General features: G+C 65.5%; 19 protein-coding genes and 1 tRNA gene. 13 read left to right on the forward strand and 7 right to left on the reverse strand.

Features of this window, described 5'->3' with window-relative positions:
- Positions 1–2 precede the first annotated feature (2 nt).
- The 5 genes from truA (at position 3) to CAL26_RS09525 (ending at position 2833) form a co-directional block, all read left to right on the forward strand.
- Positions 3–797, forward strand: a complete 795-nt coding sequence (gene truA, locus CAL26_RS09505) for a tRNA pseudouridine(38-40) synthase TruA (protein ID WP_094846629.1) — start codon at positions 3–5, stop codon at positions 795–797.
- A 147-nt stretch (positions 798–944) separates the two neighbouring features.
- Positions 945–1622, forward strand: a complete 678-nt coding sequence (locus tag CAL26_RS09510) for a phosphoribosylanthranilate isomerase (RefSeq protein WP_094846630.1) — start codon at positions 945–947, stop codon at positions 1620–1622.
- Positions 1623–1639: 17 nt separating this feature from the next.
- Complete coding sequence (locus CAL26_RS09515; RefSeq protein WP_094846631.1) at positions 1640–2296, forward strand: glutathione S-transferase family protein; 657 nt, start codon at positions 1640–1642, stop codon at positions 2294–2296.
- Between the two features lie 46 nt (positions 2297–2342).
- Positions 2343–2419, forward strand: a tRNA-Val gene (locus CAL26_RS09520).
- 171 nt (positions 2420–2590) lie between these two features.
- Entirely contained in the window at positions 2591–2833 is a 243-nt protein-coding gene (locus CAL26_RS09525) for a hypothetical protein (protein WP_094846632.1), read from the forward strand.
- Positions 2834–2955: 122 nt separating this feature from the next.
- Here the strand turns inward: CAL26_RS09525 and CAL26_RS09530 are convergent, their stop codons facing one another.
- Entirely contained in the window at positions 2956–3330 is a 375-nt protein-coding gene (locus CAL26_RS09530) for a hypothetical protein (protein WP_143277391.1), read from the reverse strand.
- Between the two features lie 57 nt (positions 3331–3387).
- Here CAL26_RS09530 and CAL26_RS09535 point away from each other — a divergent pair, with 57 nt between their 5' ends.
- Entirely contained in the window at positions 3388–3696 is a 309-nt protein-coding gene (locus CAL26_RS09535) for a hypothetical protein (RefSeq protein WP_179283305.1), read from the forward strand.
- A 469-nt stretch (positions 3697–4165) separates the two neighbouring features.
- A complete protein-coding gene (locus CAL26_RS09545; protein WP_094846635.1) occupies positions 4166–5722 on the forward strand; it encodes an EAL domain-containing protein in 1557 nt (518 codons plus the stop codon).
- Positions 5723–5756: 34 nt separating this feature from the next.
- Here CAL26_RS09545 and CAL26_RS09550 read toward each other — a convergent pair whose 3' ends face one another.
- The 3 genes from CAL26_RS09550 to CAL26_RS09560 are packed head-to-tail and all read right to left on the reverse strand — an operon-like array spanning position 5757 to position 8510.
- Positions 5757–6104, reverse strand: coding sequence for a hypothetical protein (locus CAL26_RS09550; RefSeq protein ID WP_094846636.1), 348 nt, complete (start codon positions 6102–6104; stop codon positions 5757–5759).
- 10 nt (positions 6105–6114) lie between these two features.
- Positions 6115–7791 (reverse strand): ATP-binding protein, encoded by a 1677-nt coding sequence (locus CAL26_RS09555; RefSeq protein WP_143277392.1) that lies wholly within the window; start codon positions 7789–7791, stop codon positions 6115–6117.
- 23 nt (positions 7792–7814) lie between these two features.
- A complete protein-coding gene (locus tag CAL26_RS09560) occupies positions 7815–8510 on the reverse strand; it encodes a response regulator transcription factor (RefSeq protein WP_179283334.1) in 696 nt (231 codons plus the stop codon).
- 592 nt (positions 8511–9102) lie between these two features.
- Here CAL26_RS09560 and thrS point away from each other — a divergent pair.
- The 6 genes from thrS to ptsP all read left to right on the forward strand — a co-directional run bounded on the left by thrS (position 9103) and on the right by ptsP (position 15219).
- Entirely contained in the window at positions 9103–11052 is a 1950-nt protein-coding gene (thrS, locus tag CAL26_RS09565; protein WP_094846638.1) for a threonine--tRNA ligase, read from the forward strand.
- A gap of 20 nt (positions 11053–11072) precedes the next feature.
- The gene (gene infC, locus CAL26_RS09570; RefSeq protein WP_086064304.1) at positions 11073–11621 is read left to right on the forward strand and encodes a translation initiation factor IF-3; all 549 of its coding nucleotides are present in this window, start codon (positions 11073–11075) and stop codon (positions 11619–11621) included.
- A 68-nt stretch (positions 11622–11689) separates the two neighbouring features.
- The gene (gshB, locus tag CAL26_RS09575; RefSeq protein WP_094846639.1) at positions 11690–12649 is read left to right on the forward strand and encodes a glutathione synthase; all 960 of its coding nucleotides are present in this window, start codon (positions 11690–11692) and stop codon (positions 12647–12649) included.
- A gap of 9 nt (positions 12650–12658) precedes the next feature.
- Positions 12659–13057: a PTS sugar transporter subunit IIA gene (locus tag CAL26_RS09580; protein WP_094846640.1), complete on the forward strand. Its 399-nt coding sequence runs from the start codon at positions 12659–12661 to the stop codon at positions 13055–13057.
- 73 nt (positions 13058–13130) lie between these two features.
- Positions 13131–13400 carry an HPr family phosphocarrier protein gene (locus tag CAL26_RS09585; RefSeq protein WP_086064307.1) on the forward strand — a complete coding sequence of 90 codons (270 nt, stop codon included), beginning with the start codon at positions 13131–13133 and terminating at the stop codon, positions 13398–13400.
- 109 nt (positions 13401–13509) lie between these two features.
- Positions 13510–15219: a phosphoenolpyruvate--protein phosphotransferase gene (gene ptsP, locus CAL26_RS09590; protein ID WP_256988334.1), complete on the forward strand. Its 1710-nt coding sequence runs from the start codon at positions 13510–13512 to the stop codon at positions 15217–15219.
- A 28-nt stretch (positions 15220–15247) separates the two neighbouring features.
- Here ptsP and CAL26_RS09595 read toward each other — a convergent pair whose 3' ends face one another.
- The 3 genes from CAL26_RS09595 to CAL26_RS09605 are packed head-to-tail and all read right to left on the reverse strand — an operon-like array spanning position 15248 to position 19227.
- Positions 15248–16990 (reverse strand): gamma-glutamyltransferase family protein, encoded by a 1743-nt coding sequence (locus CAL26_RS09595; protein WP_094846641.1) that lies wholly within the window; start codon positions 16988–16990, stop codon positions 15248–15250.
- A 2-nt stretch (positions 16991–16992) separates the two neighbouring features.
- Complete coding sequence (locus CAL26_RS09600; protein WP_094846642.1) at positions 16993–18195, reverse strand: NAD(P)/FAD-dependent oxidoreductase; 1203 nt, start codon at positions 18193–18195, stop codon at positions 16993–16995.
- 51 nt (positions 18196–18246) lie between these two features.
- Positions 18247–19227 (reverse strand): Bug family tripartite tricarboxylate transporter substrate binding protein, encoded by a 981-nt coding sequence (locus tag CAL26_RS09605; protein ID WP_094846643.1) that lies wholly within the window; start codon positions 19225–19227, stop codon positions 18247–18249.
- Positions 19228–19358: the final 131 nt, after the last annotated feature.

Genomic DNA, 19358 nt, shown 5'->3' on the forward strand with positions numbered 1-19358 from the left:
CGATGCCCCGCCTGGCCCTGGGGCTGGCGTACGACGGATCGGTCTGGCAAGGGTGGCAGACCCAGCCGCATCGCCAGACCGTACAAGACACGCTGGAAGCCGCCCTGCATCAATTCCTCGCCACCCCCGTGGCGACGGTCTGCGCAGGCCGCACCGACACGGGCGTGCATGCCGCCATGCAGGTCATCCACGTGGATACCGACGTCCAGCGCCGGCCGGAATCCTGGGTGCGCGGCCTGAACGCGCTCTTGCCGCCGACGATCGCGGTCCGTTGGGCCACGCCGGTCGACGACGCCTTCCACGCGCGGTTCTCGGCGCTGTCGCGGACCTACACCTACCTGCTGTGGAACGATCGGGTCCGGCCCGCGCTGTGGGCTGGCCGTGCCGGCTGGTGCTTCCAGCCGCTGGGCATCGACGCCATGCGCGCGGCGGCCGCGCACCTGCTGGGTGAACACGATTTCAGCAGCTTTCGGTCATCGCAGTGCCAGGCGCGCCACCCGGTGCGCACGATGCATCAGCTCGACATCGCGGCACAAGGGCGCTTCCTGGTGATCACGCTGCGCGCCAACGCGTTCCTGCACCACATGGTGCGGAACATCATGGGCGCGCTGCTGCAGGTCGGGCAGGGCAGGCAGGCGGCGTCGTGGATGGGCGATCTGCTGGCCGCCCGCGATCGCAGGCTAGGCGCGCCCACTTTCATGCCGGACGGCCTGTACCTGTCGGCCATCGAATACGCGCCGCACTTCGGCCTGGACGACCTGGACGGCCGCAAACATCTGCTGGCGCCGTTCGCCTGACGCCGGTCGGCCCCGGAGGGAGGCCGCGACCCGCGCCCACGTATGAGCGCCCCGCGCCCCTGTTCTGTTGTCAGGCAGATCGCGGGTCGTCAAGGGTTAAAATCCTGCTTTATCCCACCCGCGCCCAAGGCGCCGCCGCTGCTTCCCATGCGTACCCGCGTCAAAATCTGCGGCATGACCCGCCCTGAAGACCTCGCCACCGCCATCGAGGCCGGCGCCGACGCGGTGGGCTTGATCTTCTATCCCAAAAGCAAGCGCTACGTCACCGTGGAACACGCCGCGCGCCTGCGCCGTGCGGTGCCCGCGTTCGTCGACGTCGTCGCCTTGTTCGTCAACGCCGCCGATGACGACATCCAACGCGTGCTCGACGTCGTCGGTCCCGATCTGCTGCAGTTCCATGGCGACGAATCGCCGGCGGCATGCGAACGCCTCGGCCATCGGTACATGAAGGCCTTCCGCGTGGGCGGTCCGGGCGCGGAAACGGCGAGCAAACTCGCCAGCACCTGCGCCGGTTTTCGCGGCGCCGCCGGCTGGCTGTTCGACAGCTATTCCGCCGGCTACGGCGGCAGCGGCCTGGCCTTCGAGCACAGCATGCTGCGCGAAGTCCAAGCCGACCGGCTCAGCGCCCCCGTCATCCTGTCCGGCGGCCTGTCGCCCGCCAATGTCCAGGCCGCCGTCGCCGCCTTGCGACCCTACGCCGTCGACGTCAGCAGCGGCGTCGAAGAATCGCCGGGCATCAAGTCGGCCGCGCGCATCCACGATTTCCTGGCGGCAGTGCGGCGCGCCGACGCCGAACGCGTCGCCACGGACCGCACGCCGGCGTAAAGCGCCAAGGCCGCCCCATGCTCACGATCTGGGGCCGCCGCACATCTTCCAACGTCCAGGCGCTGATGTGGTGTGTCGGCGAACTGGGCCTGGCCTATCGCCGCCACGACGCCGGCCATCGCTACGGCGTCATCGATACCCCGGCTTTCCTGGCCATGAATCCCAACGGCACCGTGCCCGTGCTGCGGGATGGCGACGCCGAACCGATATGGGAAACCGGCGCCATCATCCGCTATCTCGCCGACCGCTACGGCAACGGCGCCTTCTGGCCACGCGATGCGCAGGCCCGGGTCCACGTCGACAAATGGGCCGAATGGGCCAAGCTGAATATCGCGATCAACTTCACCGGACCGGTGTTCTGGCATGTCGTCCGCACGGCCCCCGCGCAGCGCGACCCGGCGGCGCTCGCGCGCGCATTCAACTCGCTCGATCCCAAGCTGGACATCGCGGAACAGCGCCTGGCATCGCATGCCTTCCTGGCCGGCGAGCATTTCACGCCCGCCGACATTCAGCTGGGACATGTGTTGCACCGGTATTTCGATATCGAAATACCGCGCCCGGAACGGCCCGCGCTGCGGCGCTATTACGAAAGCCTCACCCATCGGCCGGCCTTTCGCGAGCACGTGATGGTGTCGTACGAGGAACTGGCGCACAACGCCGGACACACCAGCTGACGATTTGACGACCCTAATCCAGCCCTATATAATTCTTCTTCTTTGCAGGCGGTTAGCTCAGCTGGTTAGAGCGCTACGTTGACATCGTAGAGGTCGTTGGTTCGATTCCAATACCGCCTACCACCGAATTCCCTACCGCTACCTAGATAGCGACACCCAGATAGCCCGCCGCAGACAGCCCGCTAAGCCCTTGAGCACGCGGGCTTTTTTACGTCTGTCCCGCCCCTGCGGGCCGCGCCAGGTGCTTCATGGCGCATGCTACGATCCTTGGCTGACACACAGAATGGAGAGAATATGGGTACACGAGAAATTGATGGCTGGACCGTGCATAGCGGTGCTTTTCAATCGGGCGACGTGCCGGCGATCGCGGACGTTACGACCCACAAGGACGGCTCTCCGGATTCGGGCCGCTTCTTTCGAGTAGTCACCGATCACACCTTCACGGATCTTGGCGATGCCAAGAACGCCGCTGATGTCGTGGTGGATCGCATCGAGTCCGTCGATGAAAGCGGCGTTCCCTACCCGCTGACCTACTAAGGTCTCCCCCGCCGGAATGACGGGCGCTTCCACTGTGCCGTCTTCCAGGCGCGGCCACGATGGCCGCAAAGGCCGCAATAGCCGCAATAGCCGCAATCGCCGCAATCGCCGCAAAAGCCCCGCTAATTTTCGGTGTCGGTGTACGCGAATTCGATCCGGGTAATCAGGCTGTCGGGCGTGGTGCCCTTGTGCGAGGCGCAAAACATCTTCACCCAAGCGTCGGGGTGCCCGTATTGGGGATGCCCTTCGTATCCTTCGCGGCGCACCTCGTCGTAGCCGTAGTCCAGGTCGTCCAGCATGGCGCGCAACGGCTCTTGCCGCACGTCGACGATCCGTATGGGTGCTCGCAGGGACTGGATCTTTTCGCCCGGGCGCAGGCCCCTGGCCTTGAGCACGGGCCTGATCAGGTCGCCCGGCTTCAGGAATATCCAGCCCGAGCGGCGCGTCACGTCCTTGGTTCCGGATTTGATCTGCTCGGTCGTGATCGAAAAGCTCATGTTGCGCATTGCTCCATAATAAGCCTGTCCGCCGATGCCTCTTTCCGGAGCCAAATCATGAAAAACGCCCACTCGGCCTTGCCGCTGATCCTTGCCGCCGCGGTCTGCGCCGCATTGGCCGGCTGCGGGAGTACACCTTCGAAGGGCTACAGTTCGCAGTCGCAACCGCCGGCGGCGGCGAGCCCGCCGTCGTACAGCGACAGCAGCGCCGCCAAACCGGCGCTGACCATCCAGTCCGGCGAGGGTGAGAAATTGAACCTGCCGTGGTTTGTCAGGGACATCCAGGGCGCGGTGAACAAGGGCAGCGGTCCGACGACCGAGTGGCGTTCGGTGGATGCGCCTCCGAACGCGCCTCCAGCGCAGTGAGCGCGATGACCCCACTGAGCGCAATGCGCGCAATGCTGTCCCGGCCGTCGCTCGGCGACGTTCACGCAAATGGCGGGACCTGGTTACGAACTCCAACAAAACGGGCCGACGCAGGCCCATAAACTCAGCGTCCTCATCCACTTGGAGGGTACTTCCCATGAGAATGCTGATCGCTTTCCTGCTGGCCACCTCGCTTGCCGGCTGTGCTGTCTACACCCCCAGCGGGGCGGTCGTTGTCGACCCGCATAGTGGCGGCGGCGGTGGCTTCTGTCCGCCGGGGCAAGCGAAGAAAGGTAACTGCTGAGTGCATGTCCGAGTCCCGGGCAGTTAATGGGTCTGCTTTTTAGTTGCCCACCCGGGAGCACGCACGGCGGCCTGTTCAGAATCCCAGGTCTACGCTTCGCAACCGACCGTTACCAGCGGCCGGTCACGCGGGCGTTTTCACTGTCCGGAAGTGAGAGGCTTATCCGTGCATCATTCGGCGCAGCGCGAGCGCTTTTTCCTATGGCACATGGTGTACCTGCTCCTGTCTGTCGCGCTGCCGTTCCTGCTGGCGATACCCATAGTCCTGCAGCAAGCCGAGCGTCGCGCACAGGACCAGTTGCGCATCGTCGAAAACCTGGTCATCTCCCAGTCTGAAAACATCGTGGCCCACGCGATCCAGGTCGCGTCGGAGATCGATCCCCTGGCGGGCAGATCCTGCAAGGACGTTGCCCGCATATTGCGCGAGGCAGGCTCATTGCGGCCGTACTTCCGCACGTTGGCGGTGATAGACCGCAACGTCATCTACTGTTCTTCGGTCAGCGGTCCGGTGGACCGTCCCCTGGCGCAGATGGTGCCGGGCATGACCAAGCTACCCCCAGGCGTCACGCTCTCCACCGTGGCCGGGACGCCGCTGGTACCCGATCGCGCCGCCTTGTTCGTCTTCCTGGGGGGCGACGACGGCCGCGGCGTGCTGGCCAGCGTGGACGGCCAGTATCTGCATGACATCATCGCGGCGGCGGACCAGGGCGGCCATTACGCCGTCCAACTACGCATCGGCGCGGGCTATGCGCTGAACGCCACCGGCATACATGAATGGGAGCCGGCCGTCCCGGGTGAAGCCGGCGGCATCACCGTTACCCGCAAGTCCGCGCTCTATCCCGTCGAAGTCAGGGCAACGCTGAGCGCAGCGCGTCTCGGCACGTATCACCATACGCTGTGGCTGCAATACATACCTTTCGTGACCATCGCATCCGCGCTCCTGGCCTACCTGGTGCATCGCCTGAATACGCGGCGGATCGCCATGGCGACGGAGATCCGGCGCGGCATGCGGCGCAGGGAATTCTGCGTGCTGTACCAGCCCATCGTGGATCTGGCCACCGGCACCTGTGTGGGCGCGGAGGCCATGCTGCGCTGGCGCCATCCGGTGTATGGAACGGTGCAGCCCGAACTGTTTTATCCGCTGGTCGGCGAAAGCGCCCTGGCCATGCGGCTTACCCGGCATCTGCTCAGCCTGATACAACGCGACCTCGGCACGGCGGCGCTGCCGCGCGGGTTCCATCTGAATATCAACCTGAACGCCGAGCACCTGTGCCGGCGCGAACTCGTGGGCGACGTCGAACGGTTCCTGCACGGATTCAAGCAGGCCAGCCCGCGCCTGATATTCGAGCTGACGGAACGCAAGGGCCTGCCCGATACCGCGGCGGTCCTGAGCAATATGCGAGCCTTGCGCGCCATCGGCGTCGCCTTCGCCATCGACGACTTCGGTACGGGGCATAGCTCGCTGGCCTGCCTGGAGAAGATCACGGTCGATTACCTGAAGATCGCCAGGGGGTTCGTCTCCGTGATCGACACGGACGCCGTGAATGCGCCGGTGCTGGAGCTGATCATCTCCCTGGCCGGGCGATTGGGAGTCGCCCTGATCGCCGAAGGCATAGAAACCGACACCCAGGCCGCCTACCTGCGCGCCAAGGGCGTCACGCTGGCGCAGGGGGGGCTGTTCTCGCCGCCAGTGCCGGCGATTTCCTTGCTGGCGGGGTTGTAGTCAAGGCAGGACACCCGCCCTGGCCGGCTCGGCGCTAGGGCCCGAGCTCGCCTATCGCTTTTTCCATCGTCGATTCCAGCGCCAGCAGATGCGCCTGCGCGGTGTCCTGGACCTGTTGCGAGCCCGGCGGCAATCCTTGCTTGATGGCCCTTGCCAGGGGCAGCAGCATGGATGCCGCCTGTTCGGGCTGTCCCGTCAGGAAGGCAACCGAACCCTGGATGCGGTGGGCCAGGTCGCCCGCCCGATCGCAGGCGCGACCGGCCAGCGCGCGCCGCAGGTCCTGCCTGTCGTCGCGCAGGATCTCCACCGCGCGTCGAAGAAACTGGCGACGTCCCGCGCGGTCGGGATAGAGCTCCGTGAGCGTGTGAAGGTCGAGCAGCATGGTGTCGGGCTCAGTCGTCGGACGCCGTGGCGGGCGCCGGCAGGTAGCCGGTGCGTTGCAGGGCTTCGCGCAGCTTGGCGCGGGTGGTCGGCTTGGGCACGTAGTCGTCCATGCCGGCCGCCAGGCAGGCCCGCGCATCGGATTGGGTCGCGTTGGCGCTGAAACCGATCAGCGTCGTGCGCGGCCACGCGTTGATCATCTCGTGGGTGCGGATACGCCGCGCCAGCTCGTAGCCGTCCAGGCGGGGCATGTGGCAATCCACCAGCATGACGCGAGGCCGCTGCATGAGCCAGGCGGCGTAGCCGGCTTCGCCATCTTCCGCGGAATGCGACGTGACGCCGAGCAGCGCGAGCTGCCGCACGGTGATGTCGCGGTTGATCTCGTTGTCTTCCACCAGCAGGACATCGGCCGGCGTTTCCGGGGCGGGTTTCTCCGGCGCGACCGGACGCGCGTCGCGGGCAGGGCGCGTTTCGTCGGCTGCCTGAAGGTCGACGACATGGTCCACGCCGTGCTGGTCCGGAAATCCGCCGTGCGCGGGGTCGGCCGTCGGCGCGCGGCCGCGAATCGGCGACCACAGCGTTTCCAGCGTGCGCAGGAAAGGGTAGACCGAGTGCATCGGGCCCATGCGCCGTGTCGCCGTCGCCACCCAGAAGCCATCGCCGCCGTCCGTCAGCACGCGTATGTCCGCGGGTTGGCCGCAGCCCAGGATCTGGATGCGCGACTTGCGGCACCAGGCGCGCAGCATCGGCGCCATCGCGGGATGGGTGACTTGCAAGCTGGCGCTGCGCGTGGGATAGGCCGGCCAGGTGAACGCCTGGGTATTCCAATGGGCCGGTATCCGCACGCACGCGGACGTGCCGTGTCCGCGCCGGCTGCGTATGGTGATCGTGCCGCCCATGCGTTCCACCAGGTGCTTGACGATGGACAGGCCCAGTCCGGTGCCGCCGTGCCGCCGCGTGGTCGAGGTGTCTTCCTGTTGAAAAGGCGAGAACAGCCTGCGTTGGTATTCTTCCGACATGCCGGCGCCGGTGTCGCGGACGACGATTTCCATTTCATCGCCGCCGCCGTGCGTCAGCCGCCGCCGCGCCGACAGCGTGACGGCGCCGCGGTCGGTGAACGCGATGGCGTTGCTGAGCAGGTTGGCCACCACCTGGCTGACACGGATTTCGTCCCCCACCAGCCGCCGGTCGAAGTGCGGCATGATCGCGACGGTCAGCGTCAGGCCCTTGCGGCGCGCCAGCGGCAGGTAGAGCTCGGCCATGTTTTCCATGGCGCGGTAGAAATCGTAGGGCGCGTTGCACAGCGGCAGCGCGCCCGATTCGATCTTGGCGTAGTCCAGGGTGTCGTTGAGGACACGCAGCAACAAGCGCGCGGACTGCATGGCCGTGCCGAGATAACGCTGCTGCTCGACGCTCAAGGGCGTGTCTTGCAGGATATCCAGCACGCCGATGACGCCGTTCATCGGCGTGCGGATCTCGTGGCTGACGGTGGCCAGGAAGGCCGATTTGGCGGAGTCCGCGGCTTCGGCCCTTTCCCTGGCGAGTATGGCCTCGGCGCGGGCTTTTTCAGCGGTGTGGCGCACGATGCGCATGCGCCGCTGGTTCCACAACAACATGCCGACGGCAAAAAGCGTCAGCAGCACGCCCAACGCAGCCAGGACTATCGGGATGCTTCTGTCCGGTATCACTGGCGAAAATCCATATTGAAGATTCAGTCGCCTATCGACTGTTCGAACTTCTCTTTCAGGTACAAGGCAAGCGCGAGGTCGTCGGCCAGCTCCAGCTTTTTCATGGCGCGCCGCTTGTGCGTGCTGATGGTCTTCTTGCTGCGCAGGAGCTTGGCGGCGATCTGCGTGACCGACAGGCCCAGCGCGATATTGCGCAGGATTTCCAGTTCGGCGTTGGTCAGGCGTTCTTCCGGCCGCTTGGGGCGGCAGTCGCGCACGTGGCCGTCGCTGCATGAGTAGAACGCGCGCGGCGCGTTGACGGCGAGGCGGATCATGTCGGCCAGGAAAGGCAGGCGTTCGCCTTTGGGCACATAGCCGTTGGCGCCGGCCTTGAACGCGGCGTATTCGGTGTCCATGATCTTGCCGGCCGAGAAGGTGATGATGACCAGGTCCGGATGGAGCCGGCGTATGCGCTTGATGAAGTGGATGCCTTCCCACGGCTGGCGCGGCAGGTAGAAGTCGACGATGACGACATCGCAAGGCACTTTCTTCAGGCTTTCCAGGAAGCGCACCGCGGAAGTCTCGGTGTGCACGACTTCGAAGTCGGCCTGGTGCTGCAGGAATGACGCCATGCCCAGCGCGATGACCGGGTGGTCGTCCAGTACGGAGACGCGGATGCGGTGCCGTGGGCGTGACGTCAACAGATAACGCCGCACGGAAGGTTCGCCGGAGATCAGCATTTGCGAGGCGGCAGGGGGCGGAGAGGGAAGGCTGGGAGCGAGGGGCATGCATTTCCTTGCTTGCAGAGCGCGCGCCGGCCGCAGGCGCGGCGCGGCGGCTTGCCAGTGGATGAAAGCGGGACACTGGCGGCGGGTCGTCACGCAGTTTATGGAGGGCATTCCCATATCAGCCATTCCTTGGACGAAAATAGGACCGGCCTGAGGAGTGTGGATACAGTCGCTGTCATGCCGGTACGGGGTGCGCTGTCCGTAACCTATCGCCGGGTTTGGCTCCCAAACGGTGATACAATCGGAAAATTCCATGTTGGACTGCCCCGGCTGTCTGGCAACTCGGCAGTCTTCGGCGGCAGGAACCTGCTTCCGGGTCCATCTCGCCACGTACCGTTTGAATACGCATCGCCATGCACGCTCAGCAACCCGTCCCGGCAGCACGAACGCCGACGCGAACCGCGACCTCGAGTCGTCGCCTGCTGCCGCGTTGAACGCTGTTTCGTGATTGCCCCGCCGGACGGGATCGCAACACCAAGCCAAATCACCAAGAAAAACGCGGCCGAAAGCCGCGTTTTTTTACTTGTCACTCAGGAAAACTAAGATGGTACAAATCACCTTGCCCGACGGCTCCCGACGCGAATTCCCGGGCCCTGTCACGGTGGCCGAAGTCGCCCAGTCCATCGGTGCCGGGCTGGCGCGTGCCGCCCTGGGCGGCAAGGTGACCGTCGACGGTGAAGCCCCCAAGCTGGTGGATACCAGCTTCCGTATCGAACAGGACGCCCGCCTGGGCATCGTCACGGCCAAGGATCCGGAAGGGCTGGACCTGATCCGCCATTCCACCGCGCACCTGCTGGCGTACGCCGTGAAAAGCCTGTTCCCGGATGCCCAGGTCACCATCGGTCCGGTGATCGACAACGGCTTCTACTACGACTTCTCGTACAAGCGTCCCTTCACGCCGGAAGACCTGGAAGCCATCGAAAAGAAGATGGCGGAGCTCGCGAAGAAGGACGAGACCGTCACGCGCGAGGAATGGAAGCGCGACGACGCCGTGGCCTTCTTCAACGGCATCGGCGAAAAGTACAAGGCCGAGATCATCGCCTCGATCCCGTCGAACGAGAACATCAGCCTGTACCGGGAAGGCGATTTCATCGACCTGTGCCGTGGGCCGCACGTGCCGTCGACCGGCAAGCTCAAGGTGTTCAAGCTGATGAAGGTGGCCGGCGCCTACTGGCGCGGCGACAGCAAGAACGAAATGCTGCAGCGGATCTACGGCACCGCCTGGGCCAGCAAGGAAGAGCAGGACGCCTATCTGCACATGCTGGCGGAAGCCGAAAAGCGCGACCATCGGAAGATCGGCAAGGAGCTGGACCTGTTCCATTTCCAGGACGAGGCGCCGGGGTTGATCTTCTGGCATCCCAAGGGCTGGCAGCTGTGGCAGCAGGTCGAGCAGTACATGCGTGCCGTGTACCGCGACAACGGCTATGACGAGGTCAAGGCTCCGCAGATCCTCGACCTGTCCCTGTGGAAGAAGACCGGCCATTGGGACAACTACCGTGAAAACATGTTCACCACGGAGTCCGAGAACCGCGTCTACGGCCTGAAGCCCATGAATTGCCCGGGCCACGTGCAGATCTTCAACGCCGGCCTGCGCTCCTATCGGGACCTGCCCCTGCGCTACGGCGAATTCGGCCAGTGCCATCGCAACGAGCCGTCGGGCTCGCTGCACGGCATGATGCGCGTGCGCGGCTTCACCCAGGACGACGGGCATATCTTCTGCACGACGGACCAGATGCAGGATGAATGCGCCGCGTTCACGGCCCTGCTGCAGAAGGTGTACCGCGATTTCGGCTTCGAGCAGGTGCTCTACAAGGTCGCGACGCGGCCCGAAAAGCGCATCGGCGACGACGCGACCTGGGATGCGGCGGAGCAGGCCCTGATGGACAGCCTGAAGCGTGCCGGCTGCGAGTTCGAGATCTCCCCCGGCGAAGGCGCCTTCTATGGCCCCAAAATCGAGTACACGCTCAAGGACGCCATCGGGCGCCATTGGCAGTGCGGCACCCTGCAGGTGGATTTCTCCATGCCGGTGCGGTTGGGCGCCGAGTACGTCGACGCGGATGATCAGCGCCGGCCGCCGGTCATGCTGCACCGCGCGATCCTGGGTTCGCTCGAGCGTTTCATCGGCATGCTGATCGAAAATCACGCCGGCGCGATGCCCGCCTGGCTGGCGCCGGTGCAAGCCGTCGTCTGCTGTATATCCGAACCGTCCGCGGATTACGCCGCGCAAATCACGCAAACCCTGAAAAAACAAGGCTTTAGGGTGGAGTCCGATTTGCGTGGGGAAAAAATCACTTATAAAATTAGAGAGCACAGCCTGCAAAAGGTCCCGTATATCCTCGTCGTGGGCGACAAGGAAAGGGAAGCCGGGTCCGTTGCCGTCCGCGCGCGCGGGGGTCTCGATCTCGGCACGCTGGGGCTGGACGACTTTGTCGCCCGCCTCAAGGACGAAGTTACGCAACGGCGTGATATCGGACGCCCTGAGCAGGTCTCGTAAACGTTTTAGGAGTTGTCAACATCGCCACTGAAAAAGCCAACCGCATCAACGGTGAAATTCGTGTCCCCGAGGTGCGCCTGATAGGTCTGGACGGGGAACAGCTCGGTATCCAGAAGATTGCCGATGCGTTCCGTCTGGCCGAGCAAGCCGACGTCGACCTGGTGGAAATCGCGCCCAACGCCGAACCGCCGGTCTGCCGCCTGATGGATTACGGCAAGTTCAAGTACCAGGAACAGAAGCGCCAGGCGGAAGCCCGGTCCAAGCAGAAGGTGATCCAGGTCAAGGAAGTGAAATTCCGCCCGGCGACCGACGAAGGCGATTACCAGGTCAAGCTGCGTAACCTGCGGCGTTTCCTTGAAGAAGGCGACAAGGCCAAGGTCACGCTGCGCTTCCGCGGGCGCGAAATGGCGCACCAGGAATTGGGCATGCGGGTGCTTGAGCGAGTGCGCGACGACCTGACCGAATTGGCCTTGGTGGAATCCATGCCGAAGCTGGAAGGTCGCCAGATGATCATGGTGTTGGCGCCGCGCAAGAAAGCGACGCAGGGTAAGGAAGCGGCGGGCGCCTGAAGGCCAGCCAGTCCGTCGTCAACACGCCGCCCTCCCGACGGAGGGCGGCGCACGTTCCGGGTGTCGCGATGCATGTCCTTTTCATTATCGATCCCTTGCCGCTGCTCAAGGCGTACAAGGATAGTTCCGTCGCCATGATGCGCAGCCTGGTTGCGCGCGGCCATACCTTGAGCGTGGCCCTGCAAGGCGATCTGTATATCGACGAAGGCCGGGTGCTGGTGAAGTCCACGCCGATTTCGCTGGTGCCGGACGCCGACCTGCATGCGCATGACTGGTGGCGCGAGACTGGCGAAGCGGTCGAACAGCCCCTATCCGCCTTCGGCGCCGTCCTGATGCGCAAGGACCCGCCCTTCGACATGGAATACGTGTACGCCACGCACCTGCTGGAATACGCGCAAGGGCAGGGCGCCAAGGTCTACAACCATGGCGCCGCCATCCGCAATCATCCGGAAAAGCTGGCCATCACGGAGTTCTCCGAATTCACGGCGCCCACGCTGGTGACGCGCGACATGGCGCGCATCAAGGCCTTCCACGCGCGGCACCACGACGTCATCGTCAAGCCCCTGGACGGCATGGGCGGCACCGGCATTTTCCGCCTGCGCCAGGAAGAACCCAACCTGAACGCCATCCTGGAAACGCTGACGCATGACGGCAGCCGGACCATCATGGCGCAGCGTTATATCCCGGACATCGTCAAGGGCGACAAGCGCGTATTGATCATCGGCGGCGAGCCGGTGCCGTACGCCTTGGCGCGCATACCGCTGGCCGGCGAGACGCGCGGCAATCTGGCCGCCGGCGGCCGCGGCGTGGCGCAGCCTTTGTCCGACCGCGATCGTCAGTTGGCGTCGGCGATCGGTCCGCGCCTGGCCGCGCGCGGCCTGTTGCTGGTGGGCTTGGATGTGATCGGTGACTACATCACCGAAGTCAATGTGACCAGCCCGACCTGCTTTGTAGAGATCACGGAACAAACCGGCTTCGATGTGCCCGGCATGTTCGTCGACGCGCTGGAACGCGCCGTCGCGGCCTGAGCGTACCCCATGACCGGCATCGTTATCGTCGTACACACGCCGCTGGGCTCGGCGATGATGGACTGCGCCAGTCATGTGATGGGCAGCATCAAGGAAGTCGCCGTGCACGACATCCGCGCGGACGACATGCCGGATGCCAAGATACCCGGCGTGGTGGCCGATATCCTGCGCCTGGGCCAGGATGGCAACGGGGTGCTGGTGCTGACCGATCTGGTCGGGGCGACGCCGGCGAACATCGCCAAGCGGGCGGTGCTGGAAGCGCAGGCGCAGGGTGTCCAGTGCGCCGTGCTGGCCGGCTTGAATACGCCCATGCTGCTGAGGGCGTTGACCTACCGCGCCCTGCCGCTGGCGGAAACCCGCGAAAAGGCCTTGGCCGGGGGAGTACAAGGAGTCTTGCGTGTAGACTGAGCGGAAATTTATCCTATCATGTCACCTGGTATCTTCAGCCCTATCGCCAGCGGTTCCGCGCCCGACTCCCCCTATGCCTATCTCCGAAATCACGATCAGCAATAAACTCGGCCTGCATGCGCGTGCTGCGGCGAAGCTCACGCAACTGGCCAGCAAGTTCAACAGCGATATTTTCATCTCGCGCGGCGCGCAACGCGTGAACGCAAAGAGCATCATGGGCGTCATGATGCTGGCGGCCGGCCTGGGTGTGACGGTAAAGCTGGATGCATCGGGTCCGGATGCGGAAAACGCGCTGAAGGAAATCGAATCCCTGTTCGACAGCAAATTCGGTGAGCTCGAATAAATCGATCATCGCGCAAGCCTTGCCTGAACCCGCGCGTGCGCAGGTTCGCCAAGCCGCTGCCGTCGTCCAGGGCAGCAGCGACGCGGGATCGCCGAACGCGGTCATCTGCCTGTACGGGCAGGGCGTGGCACGCGGTTATGCCATCGGCCGGGCCGTGGTCATGGGCGCGGCGGCACTGGAAGTCGCGCACTACCGGATCGCGCCCGAACAGGTACAGGCCGAGTGCGAGCGCCTGACCGCCGCGCTGGAGGCCGCGCAGGCCGACCTGCTGCAGATGGCGGACACGCTGCCCGACGATGCGCCGCGTGAACTCGGCGCCATGCTCAATGTGCACCGTCTGCTGCTGGGCGATCCGCTGCTGGCCGAACAGGCGCTGCTGTTGATCAAGGAACGCCACTACAACGCGGAATGGGCCCTGACCACGCAAGGCCAGTTGCTGGGCGAGCAGTTCGACGCGATGGAAGACGAATACCTGCGCGAACGCGGCGCCGATGTGCGCCAGGTGATCGAGCGGGTACTGCATGTGTTGGCCGGCACGTCGGGCATACGCGATCCCCGCGAGCTGGACGGCGACGATCCGCTGGTCGTGGTCGCGCATGATATCTCGCCCGCCGACATGCTGCGGCTGCGCGGCGGACGCTTCCTGGCCTTCGTCACGGACCTGGGCGGGGCGACGTCCCACACCGCGATCGTGGCGCGCAGCATGGGCGTGCCGGCGGTGGTGGCGCTGGGCAATGTGCGCGAGCTGGTGCGCGACGGCGACATGCTGATCGTGGACGGCGCGACCGGCGCGGTGATCGTGAATCCGTCGCCCATCGTGCTGGACGAGTACCGCGAGCGGCAGCGCGCTTTCGCCAGCGAACGGGCGGAACTGGCCCTGTTGCGCCATGAGCCTTCCATCACCCTGGACGGCATCGGCATCGTGCTGCATGCCAATATCGAATTACCCGAAGAAGCGGAAGCCGCGCTGGCCGCCGGCGCCGACGGCATAGGCCTGTTCCGCAGCGAATTCCTGTTCATGGGTCGCGGGGCCGACCTGCCGGGCGAAGAAGAGCAATACCAGGCATATTCGTCCGTGCTCAAGGTCATGGCGGGGCGGCCCGTCACCATCCGCACGCTGGACATCGGCGCGGACAAGGCCCTGGATGACGAGGCCACCGTCGCCACCAATCCCGCGCTGGGCTTGCGCGCGATCCGCTATTGCCTGGCGCATCCGGAAATGTTCGGGACGCAGCTGCGCGCCATCCTGCGGGCGTCCGCCCATGGGCCGGTGCGGCTGCTGATTCCCATGATCGCGCACATGCACGAGGTCGAGGCCACCCGCATGGCGCTGGACGCGGCGCGCCGCGAGCTGGACGCGCGCGGACAGCCGTATGCCGCCCATATCGAACTGGGCGCGATGGTGGAAGTGCCCGCCATCGCGATCGCCATCGAGCCTTTCGCCCAGGCCCTGGATTTCCTGTCCATCGGCACCAACGACCTGATCCAGTACACCCTGGCGATCGATCGGGGCGACGGCCTGGTCGCGCCTTTGTACGATCCGCTGCATCCTGCCGTGCTGCGGCTGGTGGCGCATACGATCAATGCCGGCGAGCGTGCCGGCAAGCCCGTGGCGGTGTGCGGCGAAATGGCCGGCGATGCCAACATGACCCGCCTGCTGCTGGGCCTGGGCCTGACGGAATTCTCCATGCATTCCCAGCAGCTGCTGGATGTGAAGCGAGAAGTGCGCCGTGCGCATTCGAATGCCTTGCGCGTCAAGCTGGCCGCGGCGCTGAACCGGGCCTTGCCCGTCGATCTGGCGACGCTGAACCAGGTGTGACTTCAGGCGTGAGCCGGGGGCGGGCGCATCACCACCCCATGGCATAGGCCGTGCGCCGGGGATCGGCGCCGGCGGCGCGTGGCCCGTATTCCGTGTCCACGCAGATCGCGCACAGCGCGCCCGCGCTGGCGATGAAGTCCGGCCACTTGGTGACCTGGTGTCCCTTGGCTGCGAGCTCCGCCAGCGTTGCCTCCGGAATGCGGCCTTCCGCGCAGAGGTGGCCGGGCGTGTAGTTGTGCGGATGCTGGCTGGCCGGGAAGTTGAAGGTGGCCACCCGCGGCTGCTCGATGGCCGCCTGCACGTCCATTTTGTAGTCCACGACATTCAGGATGAGCTGGGCCATCGCCTGCGGCTGGACGTCCAGGCCGGGCGTGCCGAAGGTCATCGCCAGCTTGCCGTCCTTGAGCATCAGGGCGGGGCTGGGCGTCAGGCGCGGCCGCTTGCCGGGCTGCAATGACGAAGGATGCCTGGGATCCAGCCAGCTCTGGAAGCCGCGCGGCGACAGCACCACGCCCACGCCTGGCACCACCGGGGTGTAGCGCACGCCATCGCTGGGGGTGGCGGAAAAACCGTTGCCTTCGCCGTCGACCACGCAGCAGTAGCTGGTGTCGGATCCCAAGGGACCCGGTTGCGGCGCGGGCGGCTGGTAGCCCGCGCGCCCAGGCTTGCCTTCGTACGCCCACGGATCGCCGGGCGCGGGCATGTCCTTCCAGGCCGACTCCAACGAAATCCGCTCGACCCACTGCTTCGCGTAATCCTTGTCGAGCAGGCCGTCGATGGGAACGTCGACGAAGTCCGGATCGCCGTAGAACGCGTGCCGGTCCGCGAAACTGGCCTTCAGCGCCTCGATGATCACGTGCAGGCTCCGGGCCGAATTATGGCCATAGGACGCCAGGTCGTAGTTTTCCAGGATGTTCAGCGCCTGGGGCAGCACGGGACCCTGGCACCACGGCCCACAGGCAAAGACCTCGTAGCCGCGGTAGGTCGTCTTGACCGGCGGCTCCACGCGCACGGAGAACTCGGCCAGGTCGTCATAGTCGAGGAACCCGCCCTGTTCCTGCGAGAAGCGCGCCATTTTTTCCGCCAGGTCGCCCTTGTAGAACACGTCGCGGGCGGCCATGATCGCGGCCGCGCGGTCGCATCCCCGCGCCGCGGCCTCGCGTTCGGCGTCCATCAACACCCGCAGCGTGCCGGCCAGCGTCGGTTGGCGCACCATGTCGCCGGTCTGGTAAGGCGTGCCGTCCGCCCGCACGTACTCCCTGGAAGTGGGCCATTGCATGAGATTCGCGTGGATGCCCGTCAGCATGTGGGTGAACAGGCGGCTGGCGGGGAAGCCTTCGGACGCCAGCTGGAGCGCGGGCTCCAGCACCTGGCCCAGGGTCATGGTGCCGTAGCGCGCAAGGGCGGTGAGCCAGGCGTCGCAGGCCGACGGCGTGATCGCGTTCTTCACGCCCAGGGGAATTTCGCCCTTGAGTTCATCGCGGAAGTATTCCAGGCTGGCTTTCTTCGGCCAGCGGCCCAGGCCGGATATGGTGATGACTTCGCGGGTCTTCGCCAGATAGATGATGATGGGGGCGACGCCGCCCAGGTTGGTCAGGTCGGGCTGGGTGACGTTGATGCAGACGCCCGCGGCCACCCCGGCGTCGACGGCATTGCCGCCCATGTGCAGGATGCGCATGCCGGCCTGCGTGGCCAGGTAGTGGCCGGCGGAGACGGCATAGTTCGCCGAGGTGATGACGGGACGAAACGTTGGGGTGACGAAGGTTGCCATGATTACACCTGAGGACGATTGATGAGCGCATCGGCCAGCCGCCGGGCCGTATTCACGGACCCGGTCAGGCCAAGGTGGCCGTGCCCGACGGCCAGCCACAGGCCGGCGTGTCCGGGTGCGGGGCCGACCACCGGCACGGAATCCGGCATGCACGGCCGATGTCCCATCCAATGCTGCGGTTTCACGCCCGCCAACTGCGGAAAGACTTCCAACGCCAGCCGCTCCAGCACGGCCGCGCGGCGCGCGGTGGGAGGGGCATCGAGACCGGCAATTTCCACGGTGCCGCCGATACGCAGGCCATCCACCATGGGCGCCATGAAAACCTTTTTGTCCGCCAGCACCACCGTGCGCGAAATCAGCGAGGACTGGCCCGGGTACTGGACGTGATAGCCCCGCTGGCTTTCCAGCCGCAGCTTGATGCCCAGGGCGCTCACCAGGCGCGGCGCCCAGGCCCCTGCAGCGATCACGATCTCGTCGCACTCGAGCGGGCCGCCATCGCTCACCACCGTCCAACCGTTCGCCGATGGCTTTACCGTTCGTACATCCGCCCGCAGCAGCTCGCCACCGCGTTCCACGAAGGCCCGCACGATCGCCTGCACGTAGCGCATGGGATCCAGCACGGTGGCGTGATCCGGAATGAGGACGGCCGACCGATATCTGGCGGGAAGTCCGGACTCCAGCGCCTCGATACCGGCGCGGTCCAGATAGTCCAGGCGTTGCCCATGCGAGCTGCGCAGCGCCCAGGTGGCCTTGTCCTTGGCGCGCGACTCGTCGTCGGGATAGAGAAACAGGTGGCCTTTCTGCTGCAACAGATGCGGCACGCCGACCTCCCGCGCCAACGCGGCATGCGCGGCGTAGCTGCCCTGGTACAGCTCGTGCAGGCGGTCGGCGTTGGTTTGCACGGTTTGCGGCCTGGCCGAGGCCAGGAAGCGCCACAGCCATGGCAGCGCACGCGCCAGGTAGCCGGGCGCCAGCGCCAAGGGGCTATCCCGGTCCGTCAACATCGACGGCAGGGTCGAGACGATGCCCGGCATCGCCAGGGGCGCGATCGAACTCTCGCTGATGGCGCCCAGGTTGCCGTAGCTGCATGCACGGCCGGGTTCGTCCCGGTCGATCAACACGACCTTCGCACCGCGCTTGACGAGCGCAAAGGCGATACACGCACCCACGATACCGGCGCCGATCACGGCGACCTGCTTGGTCATACTATTGCGTCTCCATCATTTGTCGTTCCCATCGGTTTCCTGCTGTGCTTCCTACTGCTTTTCCATGTGCGCGGCGACGCGCAGCTTGTCGAAACGCTCGATATCGGCGCGGATCAATTTGTCATAGCTGGCCGGCGTTTCGTGCATCGGTATCGATCCTACATCGGCCAGTTTCTTCATGACGTCGGGCGAAGACAGGGCGTCGTTGATCGCCTTGTTCAGCTTGGCGACAACATCGGCCGGTACTCCCGCCGGCGCGATCACGCCTACCCAGTCCGCTACCTCGTACCCGGGCAGGCCGGATGTCGTGATGGCCGGGACGTCGGGGAGCAGGGCCATGGGTTTCGCGCTGCCCACGCCCAGCGCCCGCAGCTGCCCGCTCTTGATCAGCGGAACGTAAGCCGTGACCGAGTCGATCGACGACAACACCTCGCCGGAGAGCAGGTCGCGCAGGGCCTCGCCCGTGCCCTTGTAAGGGACATACGTCACGTTGGTGTCGGCCAGGGTATTGAACATCAGCCCCGCGAAATGCGCGGACGATCCCGGGCCGCCCGAGGCCATGGTCAGGCCCGGATGGCTCTTCACATAAGCGATGAACTGCTTGACGTCATGCACCGGCAGGGCCGGGTTGACCACGAGCACCTTGGGCGTACGGGCGACGGGGGCGACCGCCTGGAAATCCTTCAGCGTGTCGTACGGCAGCTTCCGGTAGAGGGCCGCGTTGATGGCATGCGACGTCGATGCGAACAGCAGGGTATAGCCGTCCGCGGGCGCCTTGGCCACGGCCACGGAGGCGACGGTGCCGCCCGCGCCGGCGCGATTCTCGACCACGACGGACTGTCCCAGGCGCGCCGTCAATTGTTCCGCCGTCAGCCGCGCCATCATGTCGGTGTTGCCGCCGGGGGCGAAGCCCACGACCAGGCGGATGGCATGCGTGGGATATCCCTGCGCCGCCGCGGGGGAGTGATAGGCGCCTGCGATGCCGACAATCAAACAGGCAAGCAAGGCGCGCGCGCCATGGTTCGCGTTCATAATTTCCCTTGATCTGTTGTAGCTCGCGTCCACGTTGTGTCGTGGCGGCCCCTATTCGTGGTGGCGCATTTAGGTTAGCCTCCGGCATACCCCGGGTCCAATCGTTTTTAGTTCTGGTTCCATAAGCGCAT

It is taken from the genome of Bordetella genomosp. 9, from assembly GCF_002261425.1.
GTDB lineage: Bacteria > Pseudomonadota > Gammaproteobacteria > Burkholderiales > Burkholderiaceae_B > Bordetella_C.